Source organism: Nonomuraea sp. B10E15 (genome assembly GCF_039871615.1).
Lineage (GTDB): Bacteria > Actinomycetota > Actinomycetes > Streptosporangiales > Streptosporangiaceae > Nonomuraea.
This window is the reverse complement of the sequence record NZ_JBDPMB010000003.1, coordinates 190082-210808: the sequence shown is the minus strand read 5'-3', so window position 1 is coordinate 210808 and position 20727 is coordinate 190082. Positions and strand designations below refer to the sequence as shown.

Sequence of the window (20727 nt, the reverse complement as noted above, 5' to 3'; positions counted from 1 at the left end):
GTTCAACGCCGCACCGGTCAAGCATCCACCGGCGTAGAGTACACGTCGATGGTCGAGTTCGGTATATGCTTTGCGTTGACGGCGTCAACACATAAAATGACGTCACATACCGATTTCAGTATTAGATCGCTCCATTCCCTCACTCGCACAGCCATTACCATCGCTTGGGCCAAGCGATCACCTGGCAACGAGGCATGTCGCGCTCGGCGTGGCCCCGCGCCGCGGAGCTGCCTTCCCAGGCCCTCAAATCCCTTTACTTCTGACCTCGCAGGCACAAGCCGAAGGAGTGAAGCCGCGTGAGCGAGCAGCAGTCGCGGGCCCGCGACCCCCTCCTGGTCGACTCCACCACGCGTCTGGTGGAGTTCCTCCGCGATCTGGCGACCGCCCGCCGGGTGCCGGTAAGAGACATCCTCGGGCACGCGCAGGTGCTCTGGCTCGCAGATCTCCCGGACACCGTCGTCCTCCAGCGGTCCGCCGAGCTCGGCGACGTTCTTCTCTCTGTCGAGCACGTGCGCAACGTCCCGCCTCCCTCGCCACCCGGAGACCTCGACGGCTGGTTGAGGCGTGAAGAGCTGTTCGACCAGGAACTCGACGCGCCCGAGCTCTCCGATTCGGGCCCCGGCCAGGTCGAGGACGCGGACGAGGACGGCGAGCCGCAGCTGCGGCAGGAGACGCAGCAGGACTGTCCTGACGTGGTCGAGACCTATGCGAAGTGGCTCCCTGCCTGGCAAGCATGGGCTGAGCACGAACGGGTGCGCGTGCGTCAGCAGCGCCTGCACCGGGAGCTGTACTCCATCAGCACCCAGCTGGGGCAGGCCGATGACGAGTGGGAGCTGGTGCTGGGCACCGGGCTGCTCACGTGGACCGCTCCCGGCGGCATCCGGGTCCGGAACCACCTGATCGCGACCCGGCTGCACCCGCGCATCGACCCGGACACCGAGCGGATCGACGTACTGCTGGGAGAAACCGCTCCGGCTCTGCAGGACCGCGAGCTCCTGACGGACCTGGACGGGTTCACACCCCAGCGCACCGACCGGCTGCGGCAGCGCGTACGCGAAGGCGAGGCGGTGGGGTTGCAGAACTCCGTGGCCGCACTGCTGCAGGCATGGTGCGACCGCGGTCTCGAGACGGAGGCTCGCTTTTTTCCGGAGTGGGCACCTGGCGAGACGCCGTCGAAATCAGCAGAAGTCCGGCCGGCGCCCGCCCTGGTCCTGCGCAAGCGCGACCACGGCTCGCTGATTTCGTACTACGACCAGATGATCGCTACTTTGACGGGTCCCGGCGCGCAGACACCTCTGGGCCTGGCCCAGCTCGTGGCTCCCCTCGAACCCGCCGAGCGGATGGCCTTCCTGCGAGATGAAGGCGTCGCGTCCTCGGGATCCCTTGGACACGACCCGCTGTTCCCCCTCCCCGCCAACCCCGAGCAGCGCACGATCATGACTCGCCTGCAGGGGGACAACGGCGTCGTCGTGCAGGGACCTCCCGGCACGGGCAAGACACACAGCATCGCCAACCTGCTCTCCGCGCTGCTTGCTCAGGGCCAACGTGTGCTGGTCGCCAGCCAGAAGGCTCAGGCGCTTCGTGTCCTGAGGGACAAGCTGCCCTCGGAGATCGCCGGCCTGTGCGTGTCGATGACCGATCTCGGCCGTGGCGGCTCAGCGGAACTGGAAGGTGGCGTCAAGGCGCTGTCGACCCGCTTCTCATCGTTCGACCCGGACCGTCAGTCCAGAAAGATCACGGAGAAGCGGCACGAACTTGACTTCGCGCGCCGGGCGACCGTGGAGCTGACGGAGCGGATCCGAGCCCTGCGCGAATCGGAGACCTACCGCCACGGCGAGATCGCACCCGGATATTCCGGCACCCTCGCCGACATCGTCCGGCGAATCGAGCGAGAGGAGCCGGAGTGTTCGTGGATACCCCTGCCTCTTCCCGCTGGAGCGGCGCCCCTTCCTCCGATCTCGGCCGCTGAAGCCGCGGAACTCGTCCCCCTGCTCGCCGGTGAGACGCCGCGTCGCAAGGCCAGACCGGCGCAGAGGATTCCCGACGTGACCTCGTTGCCCGGTGCGGAGAAGCTCAAGAGCCTCATCGCGGCGGAGGCGGCCGCGCAGACCCAGGCCCGGCAGGCCGAGACGGAAATTTCCGTTCGCCTGGAGCACCTGGCCCCGGACGTGATCGGGCAGCTGGAGGGCATCGCAGCCGACGCATGTCTCACCATTGAACGGCTCGGCTTGCCAGACGATCCGGACACGTGGGATCCGGACGATTGGGCGGCCCGGGCTCTGGAAGACGGGCTCTTCGGCCGCGAGATGGCCATCTGGGAACAACTCGCCGCGCACACCGACCGCCTCACCGCAGCTCAGAGTGCCGTCCGGCACATCGGCTTCCGGAAGATCGAACATCCGGAGCCGGACTCTCCCGCGGCTGTCAGCTCCTACCTGCAGTCCCTTCGAGCGCTTCGCGACTATCTGGCCGGAGGCAACCAGCTCAAGCGCGGCCTTTTCCGGCCCGCTGTCCAGAAGCAGGCCGAGCCGTGGCTCAACGCCACAGTCGTCGACGGTGTCACACCCGTCAACGCCGAACTCCTCTCGCTCGTCATAGCCGACATCGAGGGGCGCGCCGCCGCCGACGAACTCGAGCGCGGATGGCAGCTCGTGGGAGTGGAGTTCCCGCAGAACCAACCGCTGCTGCGCAGGGTGGCCCAGCTCAGCGACGCGTACGACCGCCTCGGACGCGTGCGCCAGGTCATCGCGGCGGTGGCGGAGACATCCCGGACCCTCGCCGCAGCCGGAGTCCATGTCAGCCTCCGTACCTCTGGCGAATGGCGCTCCTACGTCATGGCTCTGGAGGCCGTACGACTACGGGCCGAGGCGGACCGTGCCACAGCTCAGCTCGGCGATCTGCTCGCGGCTCTCGAGCATGAGGCCCGTCTCGGTACACCGGCGCCGGAACTCCTCGAAGCGGCACACTCGGTCGCCGTGCGAGACGCGATCACCTATCAGCTCTGCCTCACGGCTCTCACCGATGCCCAGCGCGAGCAGCGCGAACAGATCCGTTGTGACGAACTTGCGGGGAAGGTGCGTGCCGCCCATCCGGCGTTGCTGACCCTGCTCACAGAAGCCGGCGCCTGGCACGCCCATTTCACCACCTGGGATCGCGCCTGGGCCTGGGCCAAGGCGCGCACCTTCTTCACGCAGCAGCGGCAGCAGGGACTCGAACAACGGCTGGAGAGCGAGCTCGAGGCCGCGACCGCGCGGGAGATGCGGTTGACGGCCGAACTCGCCGCCGAGCAGGCCTGGCAGGCCGCGCTGGGCCGGATGAACGCCAAGCAGACGACGGCGCTACGCGCCTACCAGGACCACATCGGCAAGCTGGGCAAGGGGACCGGACGTTACGCCGGCAGATACCAGAGCCTCGCGCGTGAGGCCATGACACATGCCCGCGACGCCGTACCGGCCTGGATCATGCCGTTGCAGCAGGTTTTAGAGACGATCCCGCCGATCCGCGACTCCTTCGACGTCGTCATCGTCGACGAGGCGAGCCAGGCGAGCATCGAGGCGCTCTTCCTGCTCTGGCTGGCCCCGCGCGTCATCGTGGTCGGCGATGACAAGCAGTGCGCCCCGTCCGCTGTGAGTCACGGCGAGCTGGAACCGATCTTCGCCAAGCTCTCCACATATCTTCCGGACCTTCCCGCTTACCTGCGGGACGCCTTCACACCGAAGTCGAGTCTCTTCGACCTTCTTTCGACCCGGTTCGGCTCCGTCCTCCGCCTCAAGGAGCATTTCCGGTGCATGCCGGAGATCATCGACTTCTCCTCGCGGCAGTTCTACGCCGACGAGCCGCTCATACCCCTCCGGCAGTTCGGCGCCGACCGTTTGCCGCCGCTCCAAGTCGTACGAGTGGACGGCGCGTGGAGCGAAGGATCGGCGACGCGCCTGCGCAACAGCGTGGAAGCCGAGGCCATCGTGAGACGGATCCTCGACTGCATGGAGGACCCGTCCTATGACGAGAAGACCTTCGGCGTCGTCGTGCTGCAGGGAACGGGCCAGGCGCAGCTCATCCACAACATGCTGCTCGACCACATCGACCCGAAGGACTGGGAGAAGCGACGCTTGCGGGTGGGCACGCCGCCCGACTTCCAGGGAGACGAGCGCGACGTCATCTTCCTGTCGATGGTCGTCGCCGAAAGACGCTCCGCGGTGACCTCCACCGAGTGGCAGCGCCGGTTCAACGTCGCCGCTTCGCGAGCGAAGGACCAGATGTGGCTCTTCCACTCGGTCAGCGCCGACCTGCTGTCACCGGCATGCCTGCGGCGGTCACTGCTTGCCTACATGGCGAACCCGCCCGCCACGGACCCGCCCGGCTCGCTGTCCGACGTCACCGCCGACGCCCGTCACCCGGCCTTCGACTCGCTCTTCGAGCAACGGGTGTTCCTGCGGATCCGCGAGCGCGGATACCACGTGACCCCGCAGTTCGAGGTCAACGGCCGCAGAATCGACCTCGTCGTGAGCGGTGCCAAGGGACGTCTCGCGGTGGAGTGCGACGGCGACTTCTGGCACGGCACGCCCGACCAGCGTGCGGCCGACCTGGATCGGGAGCGCGAACTCAAAAGGGCGGGCTGGCGGTTCTGGCGGATCCGCGAGAGTGAGTTCTACTTCGATCCAGACGCCGCGCTGGAGGACCTGTGGGCCGAGTTCGACCGGCGCGGTATCCAGCCCGGCGAGGTCATGTCCGATGGGAACGGCGTCCCGGTCGCGGAGTGGAGCGCTGTGGCCCTGTCTCCACATGACGGCTGGGACGGCCTTGAGGACGGCGATCCTCGTGAGATGGGCGAGATCCCCATCATGGCGATGTCCGTTGCTGGGGGGAACCGTACGAGTCCACATCCTGTAGCCGGGCTGGGCCCGGTGGCGAGCGCTCCCGCTTCCATGGGAGCGATCCGCGCGTGGGCGCGCACACAGGGATACGACGTCGGCGATCGCGGTCGGCTTCCCGAAGAAGTGGTCAGTGCTTACCGCCGAGCGAACGGTACCTCTTGAAGGCGGCGACCGCTTGTCGGCTCTGGAACCGGAAGGGCGGGCGGAGGAGGAAGCGGTCGGGAGATCACCATCGGCGGCTGCCTGCCAGGTGGGTCAGAAGCATGTCCAGCGGCCGGGGAACGCGATCGAGGTCGAGGGCCTCGACGAGGAGGCCGGAATAGCGGATCTTGCGGCCGCTGCCCGACCCCATGAAGCGGCGCAACTGGTCATGGGTGCTACCGCCGCGCCACGCGGGCTGCTTCTGCAAGGTGCGGAACGAGCCGAGCTCGCCCTCGGCGTCGACGACCTGCTCGACGGCTGCGGTGCCGAGGGTGCGGATCAGCTCGTCCTCCAGGTCGGCGACGCACACGAAGAATCCGAGCGCCTCCAGGTCGTTCCTGCTGGAGCCGGAGACGAGGCCGGCGCGCTCAAGGCCCCTCCGGTAGTCGCCTTCCTCTCCGGCGTCGCACAAACCGGCCAGCCGGAGGTTGCTCCCGGAAGGGCCGAACCTGCCGGCGTACGTCCGGATGTTCGTGGCGCCGCCCATCGCCACGAGGGAGATGCCTTCGGCCGCCAGATCCAGGCCACGGCGCTCGGCCAGCGTTTCGACGGCCGACTTGTCGCTGAGGCCCTCGACCAGGACCACCGTCTGCATGTCGCTCACTAGCCCAGCCTGGCACCGGACGAGGGGAGGTTCGACCCCTTTATTGCGAATCTACAGTGTAAAGGGCGTCACCCGGCCGGGCGCTCGGGCACCACCGCCACGGCCTCCACCTCGACCACGATGTCAGGCGCGGCGAGCGCGGCGGCCACGATCAACGAGTTGGCGGGCCAGCCCCCGTCCGGGAACCAGGCGGCGTACACCTCGTCGAGCGTCGAGCGGAAGCCCGCCAGGTGCTCCGTGCCCGCCACCATGGTGAACAGGCGGAGGAGGTGCTGCGGCCCTGACCCGGCGGAGGCGAGCAGCGCCTCGATGTTGGCGAAGATCTGGCGGGTCTGGGTCGCCGCGTCGCTCCCCACGAGGGTCCCGGTCGCGTCCGTGCCGACCTGGCCGGCGATGAAGAGCAGCTCCGAGTCCGCGGGTGCCGCGGCCAGATGGTGGTATTTCGCCAGCGGCGCCCCGACCTCGGGCGGGCTCCAGCGCCGAACCATGACATCGTCCTTCCGTCCCGTTCGCATACGTTCGCCCACGTTAGCGCGTTGCGCGCTGGCCCCGGACTCGGCAGGCGCTCGCCGGCGAGGGCGATTTTCGCTTGACTTATCACTCAATTGAATATAGGGATGAGTCCATGGGAAATGGGAGCAGGCGCCCGTACCGCATGGGTTCCCGTACCGCGGCCATGGAGGTCACGCGTACGCGCGTGCTGGAGGCGGCGGCCGCGCTGTGGATGCAGCGTTGGTACGACGACGTCACGCTGCAGGACATCGCCGACGAGGCGGGCGTGTCGGTGCAGACGATCGTCAACCGCTTCGGCGGCAAGGAAGGGCTCGCCGACGTCCTCGCCGATCAGATGGCCTCCCGAACCGAGCTGACCCGTCAGGCGCCGGTCGGTGACGTCGAGGCGATCGTGGCCGTGCTCTTCGCCGACTACGAACGTCACGGCGACGCCAACGTGCTGTGGACCGCTCAAGTCGACCGTGTCCCGGCCGTCGCCCGGGCCGCCGCCCATGCCCGCCGCCAGCACCGGGCCTGGCTGGAACGGGTCTTCGCCGATCGTTTGCCCTCCTGCGGACCCGACCGTGAGCATGCGGTGAACCTGCACCATGCCGCCACGGACGTCTACCTGTGGAAGCTGTGGCGGCGCGATCTCGGCCTGTCGCGCGACGACGCCGAACGCTCCATGCGTGACCTGCTGACCTCGATCGACCCCCGAAAGAGACACGATGCGTAAGAACTTCCTGTTCGCCACCTGGTCCGGAGGCGGAGCCGTGCCGCCCGTCCTGTCGGTCGCCCGCGCGGTGCAAGATCGCGGTCACCATGTCCGGGTGCTGGCGGACAGCTCGCTGCACGAGGAGATCGCCGCAGGCGGCCTGGAGCCGATCGCCTGGACCACGGCGCCCCAAGGTGACGCCACCGATCCGGCCAAGGACGTCATCAAGGACTTCGAGGCCCGCACCCCGGTGGGCGCGTTCGCGCGGTTGAGAGATCGCATCGTCTGCGGCCCCGCCGCCGACTACGGCCGGGACACGCTGGCCGAGTTGCGTGCCCGACCGACCGATGTGCTGGTCGCCGAGCACATGCTGCTCGGCGCGTTCATCGCCGGCGAAGCGGCCGGCCTGCCCGTGGCCTCGCTGGTGACGACCCTGTACACGTTTCCCACTCCGGGGGCGCCGCCGCCCGGCCTGGGGCTCTCTCCCGCCACGGGCGCGCTGGGACGCCTGCGCGATCGGGTGCTGACCCGGTTGGTCCTCCGACCGTGGGCGAAGGGACTTCCGGCGCTCAACGCCGCTCGCGCCGCGCACGGCCTGCCGCCGGTGAACTCGGTGATCGACGCGTTCGACCGGGTCGACCGGCTGCTCGTGCTGTCCCCGCGTACGCTGGACTTCCCCGGCAGGCGCTTCCCCGCCCACATCCGGCACGTCGGCCCACGGCTCGACGACCCGGCCTGGGCCGGGGAACTGGAGCTGCCTGACGGTGACGCGCCGCTGGTCCTGGCCAGCCTGAGCTCATCGTTCATGGACCAGCGCACGCAACTCGAGCGGATCGCCGAAGCCCTCGGCACGCTGCCGGTGCGCGGTCTGCTGACCACCGGCCCGGCCATGGACCCGGCGACGGTCCGCGCGCCCGGCAACGTCCTGGTCACCGCGTCGGCACCGCACAACGTCGCGCTGCGCCACGCCTCGGTGACGATCACGCACGCCGGGCACGGTACGGCCGTCAAGTCCCTGGCGGCCGCCGTGCCCATGGTCTGCATCCCGCAAGGACGCGACCAGCCGGAGGTGGCCCGGCACGTCGCACGCGCCGGCGCCGGGGTCACCGTGAGCAAGAACGCCTCCCCTCGTACGATCGCCCGCGCGATCGACCGCGTCCTGCGCGACCCGTCCTACCGCCGCGAAGCGGGGCGACTGGCGGCCGAGATCGCCGCCGAGACGGCCACCGACCGGGCGGTCGCCGAGCTCGAAGCCCTCGCCGAACGAGCGACCGGCCGGGACGAGGGCGCCCCCCAGGCACGACACGGCTGAGCCGTCCGGGCCGTCACGGACGTCGCCGAGACGGCTCCGGGGCACCGGCGACCGCATCCCGCCAGGCCCATCGGCATGCGCCGCGCCTCCACGCGGCGCTGGAACGTCGGGGGCGGCACGTATCGTGACCGTATGCCTGACATCGAGGTCGCCGGGCGCGACGTGCGCGTCACCAGCCCCGGCAAGGTGGTCTTCCCGCAGTCCGGCCTCACCAAGCTCGATCTGATCCGCTACTACCAGGCGGTGGGCGAGGGGGCGCTGCGGGGCGTGCACGGGCGGCCGATGGTGCTCAAGCGGTTCGTGCGCGGCATCGAGGAGGAGGCGTTCTTCCAGAAGCGCGCCCCGGCGAAGCGGCCGGACTGGATCGAGGTGGCGGAGCTGAGATACCGCTCGGGCCTGAGCGCGGAAGAAGTCGTGTGCACCGACCTGGCCCAGCTGGTGTGGGTGGTCAATCTCGGGTGCGTCGACCTCAACCCGCATCCGGTGCGTTCCGACGACCTGTCCAGGCCCGACGAGCTGCGCATCGACCTCGATCCCGTGCCGGGGGTGGAGTGGGCCGACGTGCTGGCGACCGCGCAGGTGGCGCGCGAGGTGCTGGCCGATCACGGGCTGGCGGCATGGCCCAAGACGTCCGGGTCGCGGGGCTTCCACGTGTACGCGCGGATCGAGCGGCGCTGGCCGTTCGCCCAGGTGCGCAAGGCGGCGGAGACGGTCGCCCGCGAGGTGGAGCGGCGGGCCCCCGACCTGGCCACCAGCCGGTGGTGGAAGGAGGAGCGGCACGGGGTGTTCGTCGACTTCAACCAGAACGCCTACGACCGCACCGTGGCCTCCGCCTACTCCGTGCGCGCCGTGCCCGACGCCCGCGTGTCCACGCCGCTGACGTGGGACGAGGTGCCCGGCTGCCGTCCCGAGGCGTTCACCGTCGAGACCGTGCCGCGGCGGCTGGCCGAGCGGGGTGATCCGTGGGAGGACATGGATCTGCACGCGGGCTCGCTCGACGGGCTGCTGGAGCTGGCCGAGGAGCTCGGGCCCGCGCCCAAGCCGCCCAAGGGCAGCGGGCGCCGGCGGCAGACGAAGCCGGTCATCGAGATCGCGAGGGCCGAGCACAAGGACGAGGCACTGGCGGGCCTGGAGCGGTGGAAGTCCCGCCATCCGCGGGTCGCGGCCCGGCTGGAGCCCGCCGACGTGCTGGTCGACGGCATGCGGGGGCGCAGCAGCGTGTGGTATCGCATCCGGGTCAACCTGCAGCACGTGCCGGAGGGCGAGCGGCCCGGGCAGGAGCCGCTCGAGGTCGACTACGACCCGTGGCGCGCGGCCCCGGGGTGACCGGAGCGAGGGTGGGGAGGTTCAGCGGCCGGAGATGAGGTTGGCGAGGCGGGCATAGACCGAGGTGGTGGTGCCGCGCTCGTTCTCGCGGCGGTCGGCGGCGCGGAAGAGGGCGTAGATGAGCTGCACGCCGGCCCACCGCAGCGGCTCCGGCTCCCACTGCCGCACCTGGCGTCCCACCCACGGCAGCCCCGTCAGCTCCGTCTCCCGCCGCAGCACCAGGTCGCGCAGGGTGCGGCCGGCCAGGTTGGTCGTGGTGACGCCGCTGCCCACGTAGCCGCCCGCCCAGCCGAGCCCGCTGGCGTGGTCCAGGTGCACCGTCGAGCACCAGTCGCGCGGCACGCCGAGCACCCCGCACCAGGCGTGCTGGACCCGCGCGTCGGCGGCCGCGGGGAAGAGTTTGATCAGCATGCGCCACAGCAGCGCGACGGTCTGCGGCTGGGTGGCGCCCCGGGCGTCGGTACGCGACCCGAACCTGTAGGGGACGCCCCGGCCGCCGATGGCGATGCGGTCGTCGGCGGTCCGCTGGGCGTAGATGTAGGCGTGGGCCTCGTCCCCGACGAGCTCGTTGCCCGCCCAGCCGAGGTGCTTCCACACCTCGGCGGGCAGCGGCTCGGTGACGATCATGGAGCTGTTCATCGGCAGCCACTGCCGGCGCTGGCCGGCCAGCCCGGCGGTGAAGCCCTCGGTGGCCCGGATGACGTAGTCGGCGGTGACGGCGCCGCGCGTGGTGACGGCCGTGGCCTTCCCGCCGCCGTGCCGGGGCCGCAGCTCGGTCACGGTGGTGTCCTCGTAGAGGTCCACGCCGAGCCGGGCGACCGCGGCGGCCAGGCCGACGGCCAGCTTGGCGGGCTGGATGCGGGCGCAGTGCGGGGAGTACGCGGCCTCCAGCGTGCCCGCGGCCTGCAGCCGCTCGGCCTGCTCGTCCCGGCCGAGCAGGCGCATGTCGGCCTCGCCGTACCCCCATCCGCGCAGCTCGGCCAGCTCGGCGCGGAGCCGGCGCCGCTGGGCGGGGTTGGTCGCGACGTGGAGCAGCCCGCCCTTGTGGATGTCGGCGTCGATGCCCTCCTCGCGGGCCACCGCGATGACCTCGTCGACGGAGCGGAACATGGCGCGCTGCAGGTCGATCATCGCCTGCCGGCCGCGCGCCTTGGCGTGCCGCTTCCTGGATCCGGCGAACTCGGCCGACAACCACCCGCCGTTGCGTCCCGACGCGCCGAATCCGGCGAACTCCTTCTCCAGGATCGCGATGCGCAGGCCGGGGTCGGCCTGTTTCAGGTAGTACGCGGTCCACAGGCCGGTGTATCCACCGCCCACGATCGCGACGTCGTAGTCGCGGGGCCCCGGCAGCGCCGGCCGCCGTGCGGGCAGGCCGATCTGCCGGTACCAGAAGGAGACGCCGCCGTTGGCGAAGTCTTCGGTCAGCGGGATGCCGGTCATCACCGAACACATTGTCTATTACCGGCATATGCGGAGCAAGTGGACGATGTGTAACAGAACGGGGCAATGGGCTAGCTTCGTGTCGGCCGCTCGTAGCCCTCGTCGCCGCCGTATACGTGCAGGTCAGGGTCGTTCTCCGGCTGGTTCGCCGGGCTGGTGGGGGAGGCGGTGTGCTCGGTGGCGAAGTCGTCCGACAGCGCGGGAGGTGCGGGGTGGAGAAAGTCGTGCCAGGTGATGACGCCCCGGGAGTCGCCGTCCGTGACGAGCTCGCCGTCCCGCTGGGCCGCGTACAGCCTGCCCGGGTAGTGCACGGGCAGGCACGGGCGGTGCACGTTCCTGGCCTGCAGCCAGGTGCGCACCAGTTCCTCGGTGTCCATCACCTGCGGTCCGCCGAACTCGAACTCCCTGCCCTCGGGCCCGCCCGCCAGCAGCGCCACCGCCAGCGCGGCGACCTCGCCCGTGTGCACCGGCTGCCAGGGCAGCGAGCGGTCCACGAGCATCACGGGAAACGACGAGTACGCCCGCAGCCGCTGGTCGAGGGACTGCTGGTACCGCGTGGCGCGCAGGACGGTCCAGCCGATCCCGCTCTCCCCGATCAGGCGCTCGGCCTCCAGCTTGCGACCGAGGAAGCCGATGGCGGCACGGTCCACCCCGACGACCGAGGTGTAGAGCAGGTGCTGCACCCCCGCCTCGCGGGCGGCGAGGAGCAGCCGCCGGGTGCCGGGGACGTCCACGGCTCCTCGGCCCTTGGGCCCGCTGGTGGCGAGGTGCGCGATCGCGTCCACGCCGTGCACGGCGTCCGCGACGCCCTTGCCGGAGACCAGGTCGCCCCAGAACCAATCGACGCGCCCGGAGCTCTCCCGCTCCTTCCGGCTCAGCGCCCGCACCCGGTGCCCCGCCCTGACCAGCGCGGGTAGCATCGCGCCGCCCAGCGTTCCCGTGGCTCCCGTGACCAGAATGCGCATGTCGCTCCACTACCCGCGAACGCCTGGAAATGACAACGAACTACGTAAAGGCGTCTGTGTCCGGCAGTGCGGGGTAGTGCCGGACGCATGGCTCAAATCGCAGCGGAATCCCTGATCGAACGGCTCGCGGAGTGGGGCGTCGACACCGTCTTCGGCCTGCCCGGCGACGGCATCAACGGCATCATGGAAGGGCTGCGGCGCCACCGCGACAGGGTGCGCTTCGTCCTCGTCCACCACGAGGAGGCCGCCGCCTTCATGGCCACCGGCTATGCCAAGGCCACCGGGCGGATCGGCGTCTGCCTGGCCACGTCGGGGCCCGGCGGCATCCACCTGCTCAACGGCCTCTACGACGCCAAGCTCGACCACGTGCCCGTGCTGGCCATCACGGGCATGCAGGAGACCTCCGTGCTGGGCACCGGCTACCAGCAGGAGGTCCACCTGGACAAGCTGTTCGAGGACGTGGCCGAGTACAACATGTTGATCTCCAACCCGGCGCAGCTGCCCTCGCTGGTGGACCTCGCGATCCGGACGTCGTACGCCCGGCGCGGGGTCTCCCACCTCACGCTGCCCAACGACATCCAGGTGGCGGAGGCGGGGACGGACCCGTACGAGCAGCTCGGGCCGGCCAGGACGCCGCAGACCTCGCCCGTCTACCTGCAGCCGCCCGGCATCCCGCGGCAGGAGGACGTCGAGTGGGCCGCCGAGGTGCTCAACAGGGCCGAGCGGCCCGCCATCCTCGTCGGGCAGGGCGCGCTGCACGCCCGGCACGAGGTGCTGGCCGTGGCCGAGGCCCTGGGCGCTCCCGTGGTCAAGACCCTGCCCGGCAAGGCGGTGATCCCCGACGACTCGCCGTACACGACGGGCGGGATCGGGCTGCTCGGCACCCGGCCGAGCGAGGAGCTGATGGACGAGGCCGACGTGCTGTTCATGGTGGGCACGAACTTCCCCTACTCGAAGTTCCTGCCGGAACCGGGGAAGACCAGGGTGGTGCAGTTCGAGGCGGAACCGACCAGGGCGGGGGCGCGGATCGCGACCGACGTGCCGGTGGTGTGCGACGCGAAGGAAGGGCTGGCGGCGCTGCTGCCGCTGCTGTCCCGCCGGGACGGCAACGCCCATCTGGCGAAATATCAGAAGAAGATGGCGAAGTGGCGGGCCGACATGGACGCCCTGCAGAGCCCCGACCGCGACCCCATCGCCCCGCAGTACGCGATGTCCGTCGTCGACCGGCTCGCGGCCGACGACGCCATCCTGACCTGCGACAGCGGCACCATCGCCACCTGGGCGGCCCGGCACTGGACGATCCGCGGCGAGCGCGAGTTCTACCTGTCGGGCACGCTGGCCACCATGGCGCCGGGGCTCCCGTACGCCATCGCCATGCAGCACGCGTTCCCGGACCGGCAGGTCATCGCGTACGTCGGCGACGGGGGTTTCTCGATGCTCATGGCCGAGTTCCTGACGGCGGTCCAGCAGCGGCTGCCGGTCAAGGTCGTCATCAACAACAACAACTCGCTCGGCCAGATCCTGTGGGAGCAGATGGTGCTCGGCTACCCGGAGCACGGCGTGCGCTACGACCAGCCGGAGGCCGACTTCGCGGCCTGGGCCAGGGCGTGCGGCGGATTCGGGGCCAAGGTCACCAAGCCGGGGGACGTGGAGCCGGCCGTCAGCCAGGCGCTGGCCCACGACGGGCCGGCCCTGGTGGACGTGGACGTCGACCAGAACGAGCCGCCGATGCCCGGCAAGGTCTCCTACGACCAGGCCAAGAGCTTCGCGCAGGCGTTCTTGAAGGGCCAGCCGCACAAGGCCGCCATCGCCACGACCCTGTTCAAGGACCGCATCCAGAAGCTGATGGACTAGACGCTGGCCGCGCAGGCCCTGGTGATCCCGGCGGCGGCGCTCAGCAGCGGCTCGACCAGCCGGGGCAGCTCGCGCACGCGCCGGTGGGAGATCACGATGCCGAGCGCCGCGACCGGCCGCCCGTCCACCAGGATCGGCGCCGCCGCCGAGCACGAGCCCCGCGTCATCTCCTCGTACGTCAGCGCGTACCCCTGGGAGCGCACGGTCGCCAGCTCCCTGGCCAGCCGCCCGGCCTCGGTGATCGTGTGCGGGGTCGGCCGTTCGAGCTTGCGCGCCAGGTACGCCTTGACGAACCACTCCGGCTCGTACGCCAGCAGCGCCTTGCCGACGCCCGTCGGATGCATGGGCAGCCGGGCGCCGGTCCTGGACACGATGGGCACCGCCCGCCTGCCGTGCACCTTGTCGACGTAGAGCACCTCGAGCCCGTCGCGGACGGCCAGGTGCACGTTCTCGCCGGTGCCGGCGAACAGGTCCTGCAGCCACGGATGCGCCAGGTCCTGCAGCCGGGCGGGCGCGAGCTGGCCCAGCTCCCACAACCGCAGCCCCACCCGCAGCCGGCCGTCGGGCGCGCGGCTCAGCGCCTGCCACTCCTCCAGCTCCGCGACCAGGCGGTGGGCCGTGCTCAGCGGTACCCCGCTCCGCCTGGCCAGCTCGGTCAGGGTGAGCTGGGGGTGAGCCGGATCGAACGCGCCGAGGATCGCGAGCACCTTGGACGTCACCGAACGCCCGGGAACGCGAGATCCACCTGCCATGGACCAATCCTGCCCATTTCTTCCACCCAGTGGAAGGGTTGGTTCGGCTGATCGCCCCTGGAGGCAGGATGCTCCGTATATGCGAACTCAGGTCGGGATCATCGGGGCCGGGCCCGCCGGCCTGCTCCTGTCCCACTTGCTCCACCTGCGCGGCATCTCCTCCGTGGTGCTGGAGAAGCGCAGCCGCGACCACGTCGAGCGGCGAGTCAGAGCCGGGGTGCTGGAGCAGGGCACGGTGGACACGCTGGTCGAGGCCGGCGTCGGCGAGCGCCTCCTGCGCGAGGGGCTGCCGCACCACGGGATCGAGCTCAGGTACGACGGCGCGGGCCACCGCATCCCGTTCGAGAAGCTGGTGCCCGGCCGGCGCATCACCGTGTACGGCCAGCAGGAGGTGGTCAAGGACCTCATCGCGGCCCGGCTCGCGGCGGGCGGCGACGTGCGGTTCGAGGTCGAGGACGTGGCCCTGCACGGCCTGGAGACGGAGCGGCCGTACCTGACGTTCGGCGGCGAGCGGCTCGACTGCGACGTGATCGCCGGCTGCGACGGCTTCCACGGCGTGTCGAGGCCGTCGATCCCGGAGGGCGTTCTGAGCGTTTACGAGCGCGAATATCCCTTCGCCTGGCTGGGCATCCTGGCCAGGGTGGCGCCGTCGTCCGAGGAGCTGATCTACACCAGGACCGAGCGCGGGTTCGCCCTGCACAGCATGCGCACGCCCGAGGTCAGCCGCTTCTACCTACAGGTCCCCGCCGGCGAGCGGGTGGAGGAGTGGCCGGACGAGCGGATCTGGGCCGAGCTGAAGGCCCGGCTGGAGAGCGTGCCCGGCTTCGCGCTGGCCACCGGCGAGATCATGGAGAAGGGCGTCACGCCCATGCGGGCGTTCGTCGCCGAGCCCATGCAGTACGGCCGCCTCTACCTGGCCGGCGACGCCGCCCACATCGTGCCGCCCACCGGCGCCAAGGGGCTCAACCTGGCCGTGGCCGACGTCCGCGTCCTCACCCGCGCCCTGGCCGCCTACTTCGAGCACGGCTCGGCCGGGCTGCTCGACGGCTACTCGCGGGCGTGCCTGCGACGGGTGTGGCGGGCGCAGCACTTCTCGTGGTGGATGACCACCCTGCTGCACACGTTCGAGGACGACGACGCGTACGCGCGCCGGCTGCAGCTGTCCTACCTGGACTACGTGACCTCGTCCGAGGCCGCGGCGACGACCCTGGCGGAGAACTACGTGGGAATGCCATGAAGATCGTTGGTACGGCGGCCGAGGCGGTCGCGGGAATCGGGGACGGGGCGTCCCTCGCGGTCGGCGGCTTCGGCCTGGCCGGGGTGCCCGCCGTGCTCATCAAGGCGCTGCTCGGGCAGGGCACGTCCGGCCTGCACGTCGTGTCGAACAACTGCGGCACCGACGGGCGCGGTCTGGGCGAGCTGCTCGCGGCCGGGCGGATCTCCCGCGTCACCGGCTCGTACGTGGGGGACAACAAGGAGTTCGCCCGGCAGTACCTGGCCGGCGAGCTGGAGGTGGAGCTGATCCCGCAGGGCACGCTGGCCGAGCGGCTGCGGGCCGGCGGCTCCGGCATCCCCGCCTTCTACACGAGGGCGGGCGTGGGGACGCTGGTCGAGGAGGGTGGGCTGCCGTGGCGCCACCGCTCCGACGGGTCGGTGGCGGTGGCGTCGCCGCCGAAGGAGGTCAGGGAGTTCGACGGCGTCCCGTACATCCTGGAGCACGGCATCCGGACGGACTTCGCGCTCGTCCGGGCCGCGCGTGGCGACATCTACGGAAACCTGGTGTTCGCCAAGGCCGCACGCAACTTCAACCCGCCGGCCGCCATGGCGGGACGGGTCACCATCGCCGAGGTCGAGGAGTTGTGCGAGCTCGACCCCGAGGAGGTGCACCTGCCCGGCGTCTTCGTGCAGAGGGTGCTGGTGCTGGATCCCGGGCAGGCGGCGGACAAACCCATCGAGCGGCGGACGGTGCGTTCCTGATGGCCTGGACCCGGCAGCAGATGGCGGCCCGCGCGGCGGACGAGCTGCCCGACGGCTCGTACGTCAACCTCGGCATCGGCCTGCCCACGCTCATCCCCGCCCACCTCGGCGGACGCACCGCCGTGATCCACTCGGAGAACGGCATCCTCGGCGTGGGGCCGTACCCGCTGCCTGACGAGGTGGATGCCGACCTGATCAACGCGGGCAAGGAGACGGTCACCGTCGACCCCGGGGCGTCGTACTTCGACTCGGCGCTGTCGTTCGGCATGATCCGCGGCGGCCACGTGGACGTGGCGGTGCTCGGCGCCATGCAGGTGTCGCAGGCCGGCGACCTGGCCAACTGGGCGGTCCCCGGCAAGATGATCAAAGGGATGGGCGGCGCCATGGACCTCGTGCACGGCGCCCGCCGGGTCATCGTGGTCATGGAGCACACGACGCGCGACGGCGACCCCAAGATCCTGCCCGCCTGCACGCTGCCCCTCACCGGCCGGTCCTGCGTCGACCGCGTGATCACCGACCTGGCCGTCATCGACGTCGTCCCCGGCGGTCTGAAGCTCGTGGAGACCGCCCCCGGCGTCACCGCCGGCGAGGTGCGCGCCAGGACGGCGGCCGACCTCACAGAAGGAGCCACATGAGCCATCCTCCCTACCTGAGCCCCGGCTACCGCAGCACGGTCGTGCGCGCCCCCGCCCGCCCGCCCGTCGCCTTCAAGCTCGACCCCGACGCGATCGAGCTGACCGGCCCCGTCTTCGCCCACGAGGAGGTCGGCGCGCTCGACGCCGACCTCACCAGGCAGCACGCGGGCGAGCCCATCGGCGAGCGCATCATCGTCGAGGGGCGCGTGCTCGACGACGACGGCCGCCCCCTGCGCGGCACGCTGGTCGAGCTCTGGCAGGCCAACGCGGCCGGCCGCTACGCCCACGACGGCGACCAGCACCCCGCCACCCTCGACCCGAACTTCACCGGAGCCGGCCGCTGCCTCACCGACGAGGACGGCCGCTACCGGTTCGTCACGATCAAGCCCGGCGCCTACCCGTGGCGCAACCACGACAACGCCTGGCGCCCCGCCCACCTGCACTTCTCCGTCTTCGGACAGGCCTTCACCCAGCGGCTGGTCACCCAGATGTACTTCCCCGGAGACCCGCTCATGCCCTTCGACCCGATCATGCAGTCGATTCCGGACGAGGCGGCCAGGCGGCGCCTCGTCGCGTCGTTCGAGCTGGACCTCACCGAGCCCGAGTGGGCCCTCGGCTACGCGTTCGACATCGTGCTCGGCCGCACCCCGACGGAGACGCCATGACCACGCCCTCGCAGACGGTCGGACCGTTCTTCAGCCACGCGCTGCCGTACGAGCGGGACTGGGAGCTCGTGCCAGAAGGGCATCCCGGCGCGATCACGCTCACCGGCCGGGTGCTGGACGGCGCCGGGGAGCCGGTGCCCGACGCCCTGCTCGAACTCTGGCTCGGCTTCACCGGGGACCGCGGCGCGCTGAGCAGGCAGGGCGGGCAGGTGTCCGGGTTCGGCCGCTGCGCCACCGCGCCGGACGGCACCTACCGTTTCCGTACGGCCCCGCCGCCGGGGCCGTACCTGTCGCTGCAGGTCTTCGCCCGCGGCCTGCTGCGCTCCGTGCTCACCCGCGTCTATCTGGAGGACGTGCCCGACCCGCTGCTCGACGTCCTCGAACCCGGGCGCAGGGCCACGCTGATCGCCGCCGGTTCTGGCGATTCCTACCGCTTCGATGTGAGACTGCAGGGAGCGGAGGAGACGGTGTTCATTGACTTCTGACGAGCCATCGACGTCCAGGGGGCCGGGCGGCGACGGCGGGCTGCTCGCGCCCGTCCGGGCGGGCACCGAGGCGGAGGCGATCACCTCGGACACGGCGTGGCTGCGGGCCATGCTGGAGGCCGAGGCGGCGCTCGCCCGCGCCCAGGGCCGCCTGGGGCTCATCCCGGCGGAGGCGGCGGCCGCCATCGACAGGGCCGCCGCCACGCTCGTGCCCGACCCGGCCGGCGTGGCCGCGCGGTCCAGGCAGTCGGCCACCCCCGTCGTCCCGCTGGTGGCCGACCTGCGGCGGGCCGTGCCCGGCGCGGCCGGCCACGTGCACAGGGGCGCCACCAGCCAGGACATCGTGGACACCGCCGCCATGCTGGTGGCCGCCCGCACGGTCCGAGCCGTCGTCGCCGACCTGGGCGCCGTCATGGACGACCTGTGCGAGCTGGCCGGTCGCCACAGGGACACGGTGATGGCCGCGCGCACGCTGGGACAGCACGCGGTGCCGACGACGTTCGGGCTGAAGGCCGCGCAGTGGCTGGCGGGCCTGATGCGCGCCCGCGCCCGGCTGCGGGAGCTGCGCCTGCCCGCCCAGCTCGGCGGCGCGGCCGGCACCCTCGCAGCCTTCGCCGAGCAGGACCCGTCCACCGCGCTTCCCCTGGTCGAGGTGTTCGCCGAGGAGATCGGGCTGGCCGCGCCCGCGGCGCCGTGGCACGCGGAGCGCTCCGCCGTCACCGACCTGGGCGCGGCGCTCGCCGGCACTGCCCGCGCGCTGGGCAAACCGGCCACCGACATCATCCTCATGGCCCAGACCGAGGTCGGGGAGGTGGCCGAGTCGTCGTCCGGCGGCTCCTCGGCCATGCCGCAGAAGCGTAACCCCGCGCTGTCCGTACTGGTCAGGTCGGCCGCGCTCCAGGTGCCCGCGTACGCGCAGGTGCTCGGCCAGGTCGGCGGGCACGAGCGGGCCGCCGGGGCCTGGCAGGCGGAGTGGCTGCCGCTGCGCGAGGCGCTCCGCCTGACCGGGGGCGCGGCCGAGACCGCCGCCGAGCTGGTGCGCGGGCTCCAGGTCTTCCCCGAACGCATGCGCGCCAACGCCGGCCTGACCGGCGGGCGCCTCGTCGCCGAACGCCTGGCCGCCCACCTCGGCCGCGACAGGCTTGCCGCGATCATGCCTGGGCGCGGGCCGCTCGAACTCGGTGACGCGCTGGCCGAGGCGGGCCTGACCCGGGACCCGGACGAGCTGCTCGACCCGTCCGCGTACGTGGGCGCGGCTCCGGAGCTCGTCGACCGCATTCTCACCACCTACCGGGAGCAGCCGTGAAACTCCACCACCGCGTGGACGGCCCGTCAGGCGCGCCGCTGCTGGTGCTCGGGCCCTCGCTCGGCACCACGACAGAGGTCTGGCGCCCCCAGCTCGCCGAGCTCACCGCGTCCTGGCGGGTGCTCAGGTACGACCTGCCCGGCCACGGCGGGTCGGCGCCGGCCACCGGATTCACGATCGACGACCTGGCGGCGGCCGTGCTCGACCTCGTCGAGGACGTGCCCTTCGCGATCGGCGGCATCTCGCTCGGCGGTGCCATCGCCACCACCGTCGCGCTCCGCGTCCCCGGCCGGGTGCGCGGCCTGGTGTTGTGCTGCACGTCCGCCCGGTTCGGCGAGCCGGGACCGTGGCGGGAGCGGGCGGAGCTGGTGCGGGCCGAGGGAGTGGCCGCGCTCGCACCGGCGCTGGAGAACCGCTGGTTCACGCCCGGCTTCGACGGCCGGTGGGTGCTGGAAGGGCTGGCGGAGGTGGACGCCCCGTCGTACGCCGCCTGCTGCGAGGCCCTGGCCGCCTTCGACGTGACGGGCAGGCTCGGCGAGGTCACCGCGCCCGCGTTGGTGATCGCCGGGGCCGAGGACCCGGCCACGCCCCTCGACCAGGCGCTCACGCTGGCCGACGGCATCCCGGGAGCCTCGCTCACGGTCGTGCCGCGGGCGGCCCACCTGGCCGGCGTCGAACGTCCCGGCGCCGTCACCACCGCCATCGCCCGCCACCTGCGAGACGGCGGGCGGGAGGCGGGCATGCGCACCAGGCGCGAGGTGCTCGGCGACGCGCACGTCGACCGGGCGATCGCCGCGACCACCGGCTTCACCCGCGACTTCCAGGACTTCATCACCCGCTACGCCTGGGACGAGATCTGGAACCGCCCGGGGCTCGACCGGCGCACCCGCAGCTGTGTCACCCTCACCGCCCTCGTCGCCAGAGGGCATCTGGAGGAGCTGGCCATGCACGTCCGCGCGGCTCTGCGCAACGGGCTCACCCCGGACGAGATCAAGGAGGTGCTGCTCCAGAGCGCCGTCTACTGCGGGGTCCCGGCGGCCAACGCCGCCTTCGCGGTGGCCCGCCGCACGCTGGACGAACTTGGGCCAGATGCCCCCTGACCTTGGAAAATGCTTTAAGGTTGG

At 71.4% G+C, this 20727-nt stretch carries 17 protein-coding genes and 1 pseudogene; 12 read left to right on the top strand and 6 right to left on the bottom strand.

Going from position 1 to position 20727, the window contains the following annotated elements; all coding sequences use genetic code 11:
* Positions 1-17: 17 nt before the first annotated feature.
* A complete protein-coding gene (locus ABGB14_RS13925) occupies positions 18-731 on the bottom strand; it encodes a hypothetical protein (protein ID WP_347644024.1) in 714 nt (237 codons plus the stop codon).
* Between ABGB14_RS13925 and ABGB14_RS13920 the strand changes: the two genes are divergently transcribed.
* Positions 693-5036 carry a histone-like nucleoid-structuring protein Lsr2 gene (locus ABGB14_RS13920; RefSeq protein WP_347644023.1) on the top strand — a complete coding sequence of 1448 codons (4344 nt, stop codon included), beginning with the start codon at positions 693-695 and terminating at the stop codon, positions 5034-5036. The two genes, ABGB14_RS13925 and ABGB14_RS13920, sit on opposite strands and share 39 nt — an antisense overlap.
* 64 nt (positions 5037-5100) lie before the next feature.
* Here the strand turns inward: ABGB14_RS13920 and ABGB14_RS13915 are convergent, their stop codons facing one another.
* A complete protein-coding gene (locus ABGB14_RS13915) occupies positions 5101-5670 on the bottom strand; it encodes a TOPRIM nucleotidyl transferase/hydrolase domain-containing protein (protein WP_347644351.1) in 570 nt (189 codons plus the stop codon).
* 77 nt (positions 5671-5747) lie between these two features.
* Positions 5748-6167: a RidA family protein gene (locus ABGB14_RS13910; RefSeq protein ID WP_347644022.1), complete on the bottom strand. Its 420-nt coding sequence runs from the start codon at positions 6165-6167 to the stop codon at positions 5748-5750.
* Between the two features lie 209 nt (positions 6168-6376).
* On the opposite strand from ABGB14_RS13910, the gene ABGB14_RS13905 reads away from it, so the two are divergent.
* From ABGB14_RS13905 to ligD, 3 genes are all read left to right on the top strand, one after another.
* Positions 6377-6907: a TetR/AcrR family transcriptional regulator gene (locus ABGB14_RS13905; protein WP_347644021.1), complete on the top strand. Its 531-nt coding sequence runs from the start codon at positions 6377-6379 to the stop codon at positions 6905-6907.
* Positions 6900-8198 (top strand): glycosyltransferase, encoded by a 1299-nt coding sequence (locus ABGB14_RS13900; RefSeq protein ID WP_347644020.1) that lies wholly within the window; start codon positions 6900-6902, stop codon positions 8196-8198. The genes ABGB14_RS13905 and ABGB14_RS13900 overlap by 8 nt, the downstream gene beginning before the upstream one ends.
* Positions 8199-8330: 132 nt before the next feature.
* On the top strand, positions 8331-9524 hold the full coding sequence (ligD, locus tag ABGB14_RS13895; protein ID WP_347644019.1) for a non-homologous end-joining DNA ligase: 1194 nt from the start codon (positions 8331-8333) through the stop codon (positions 9522-9524).
* A gap of 21 nt (positions 9525-9545) precedes the next feature.
* Here ligD and ABGB14_RS13890 read toward each other — a convergent pair whose 3' ends face one another.
* Positions 9546-10964 (bottom strand): FAD-dependent oxidoreductase, encoded by a 1419-nt coding sequence (locus ABGB14_RS13890; protein ID WP_347644350.1) that lies wholly within the window; start codon positions 10962-10964, stop codon positions 9546-9548.
* Between the two features lie 71 nt (positions 10965-11035).
* Positions 11036-11929, bottom strand: coding sequence for an NAD(P)H-binding protein (locus tag ABGB14_RS13885; protein WP_347644018.1), 894 nt, complete (start codon positions 11927-11929; stop codon positions 11036-11038).
* A gap of 87 nt (positions 11930-12016) precedes the next feature.
* Here ABGB14_RS13885 and ABGB14_RS13880 point away from each other — a divergent pair, with 87 nt between their 5' ends.
* The gene (locus tag ABGB14_RS13880) at positions 12017-13783 is read left to right on the top strand and encodes a thiamine pyrophosphate-dependent enzyme (protein WP_347644017.1); all 1767 of its coding nucleotides are present in this window, start codon (positions 12017-12019) and stop codon (positions 13781-13783) included.
* Here the strand turns inward: ABGB14_RS13880 and ABGB14_RS13875 are convergent.
* Positions 13783-14535 (bottom strand): annotated as a pseudogene (locus ABGB14_RS13875) (IclR family transcriptional regulator); the annotation flags it as partial. The gene ABGB14_RS13880 and the pseudogene ABGB14_RS13875 overlap by 1 nt on opposite strands.
* Before the next feature lie 79 nt (positions 14536-14614).
* On the opposite strand from ABGB14_RS13875, the gene ABGB14_RS13870 reads away from it, so the two are divergent.
* The 7 genes from ABGB14_RS13870 to pcaC are packed head-to-tail and all read left to right on the top strand — an operon-like array spanning position 14615 to position 20703.
* A complete protein-coding gene (locus ABGB14_RS13870) occupies positions 14615-15772 on the top strand; it encodes a 4-hydroxybenzoate 3-monooxygenase (RefSeq protein WP_347644016.1) in 1158 nt (385 codons plus the stop codon).
* On the top strand, positions 15769-16512 hold the full coding sequence (locus tag ABGB14_RS13865; protein WP_347644015.1) for a CoA transferase subunit A: 744 nt from the start codon (positions 15769-15771) through the stop codon (positions 16510-16512). Before ABGB14_RS13870 ends, ABGB14_RS13865 begins: the two co-directional genes overlap by 4 nt.
* Positions 16512-17147, top strand: a complete 636-nt coding sequence (locus tag ABGB14_RS13860) for a CoA transferase subunit B (RefSeq protein WP_347644014.1) — start codon at positions 16512-16514, stop codon at positions 17145-17147. The genes ABGB14_RS13865 and ABGB14_RS13860 overlap by 1 nt, the downstream gene beginning before the upstream one ends.
* Positions 17144-17812 (top strand): protocatechuate 3,4-dioxygenase subunit beta, encoded by a 669-nt coding sequence (gene pcaH, locus ABGB14_RS13855; RefSeq protein ID WP_347644013.1) that lies wholly within the window; start codon positions 17144-17146, stop codon positions 17810-17812. Before ABGB14_RS13860 ends, pcaH begins: the two co-directional genes overlap by 4 nt.
* On the top strand, positions 17809-18297 hold the full coding sequence (locus ABGB14_RS13850; RefSeq protein ID WP_347644012.1) for a protocatechuate 3,4-dioxygenase subunit alpha: 489 nt from the start codon (positions 17809-17811) through the stop codon (positions 18295-18297). Before pcaH ends, ABGB14_RS13850 begins: the two co-directional genes overlap by 4 nt.
* Positions 18287-19603 (top strand): lyase family protein, encoded by a 1317-nt coding sequence (locus tag ABGB14_RS13845; protein WP_347644011.1) that lies wholly within the window; start codon positions 18287-18289, stop codon positions 19601-19603. Before ABGB14_RS13850 ends, ABGB14_RS13845 begins: the two co-directional genes overlap by 11 nt.
* Positions 19600-20703, top strand: a complete 1104-nt coding sequence (gene pcaC, locus ABGB14_RS13840; RefSeq protein WP_347644010.1) for a 4-carboxymuconolactone decarboxylase — start codon at positions 19600-19602, stop codon at positions 20701-20703. Before ABGB14_RS13845 ends, pcaC begins: the two co-directional genes overlap by 4 nt.
* Positions 20704-20727 lie beyond the last annotated feature (24 nt).

Coding starts and splice junctions, on each gene's coding strand:
- pcaH (WP_347644013.1), top strand. CDS start 17,144: ATGAGCCATCCTCCCTACCTGAGCCCCGGCTACCGCAGCACGGTCGTG.
- ABGB14_RS13915 (WP_347644351.1), bottom strand. CDS start 5,670: ATGCAGACGGTGGTCCTGGTCGAGGGCCTCAGCGACAAGTCGGCCGTC.
- ABGB14_RS13910 (WP_347644022.1), bottom strand. CDS start 6,167: ATGGTTCGGCGCTGGAGCCCGCCCGAGGTCGGGGCGCCGCTGGCGAAA.
- ABGB14_RS13870 (WP_347644016.1), top strand. CDS start 14,615: ATGCGAACTCAGGTCGGGATCATCGGGGCCGGGCCCGCCGGCCTGCTC.
- ABGB14_RS13890 (WP_347644350.1), bottom strand. CDS start 10,964: ATGACCGGCATCCCGCTGACCGAAGACTTCGCCAACGGCGGCGTCTCC.
- ABGB14_RS13885 (WP_347644018.1), bottom strand. CDS start 11,929: ATGCGCATTCTGGTCACGGGAGCCACGGGAACGCTGGGCGGCGCGATG.
- ABGB14_RS13865 (WP_347644015.1), top strand. CDS start 15,769: ATGAAGATCGTTGGTACGGCGGCCGAGGCGGTCGCGGGAATCGGGGAC.
- ligD (WP_347644019.1), top strand. CDS start 8,331: ATGCCTGACATCGAGGTCGCCGGGCGCGACGTGCGCGTCACCAGCCCC.
- ABGB14_RS13900 (WP_347644020.1), top strand. CDS start 6,900: ATGCGTAAGAACTTCCTGTTCGCCACCTGGTCCGGAGGCGGAGCCGTG.
- ABGB14_RS13850 (WP_347644012.1), top strand. CDS start 17,809: ATGACCACGCCCTCGCAGACGGTCGGACCGTTCTTCAGCCACGCGCTG.
- ABGB14_RS13880 (WP_347644017.1), top strand. CDS start 12,017: ATGGCTCAAATCGCAGCGGAATCCCTGATCGAACGGCTCGCGGAGTGG.
- ABGB14_RS13860 (WP_347644014.1), top strand. CDS start 16,512: ATGGCCTGGACCCGGCAGCAGATGGCGGCCCGCGCGGCGGACGAGCTG.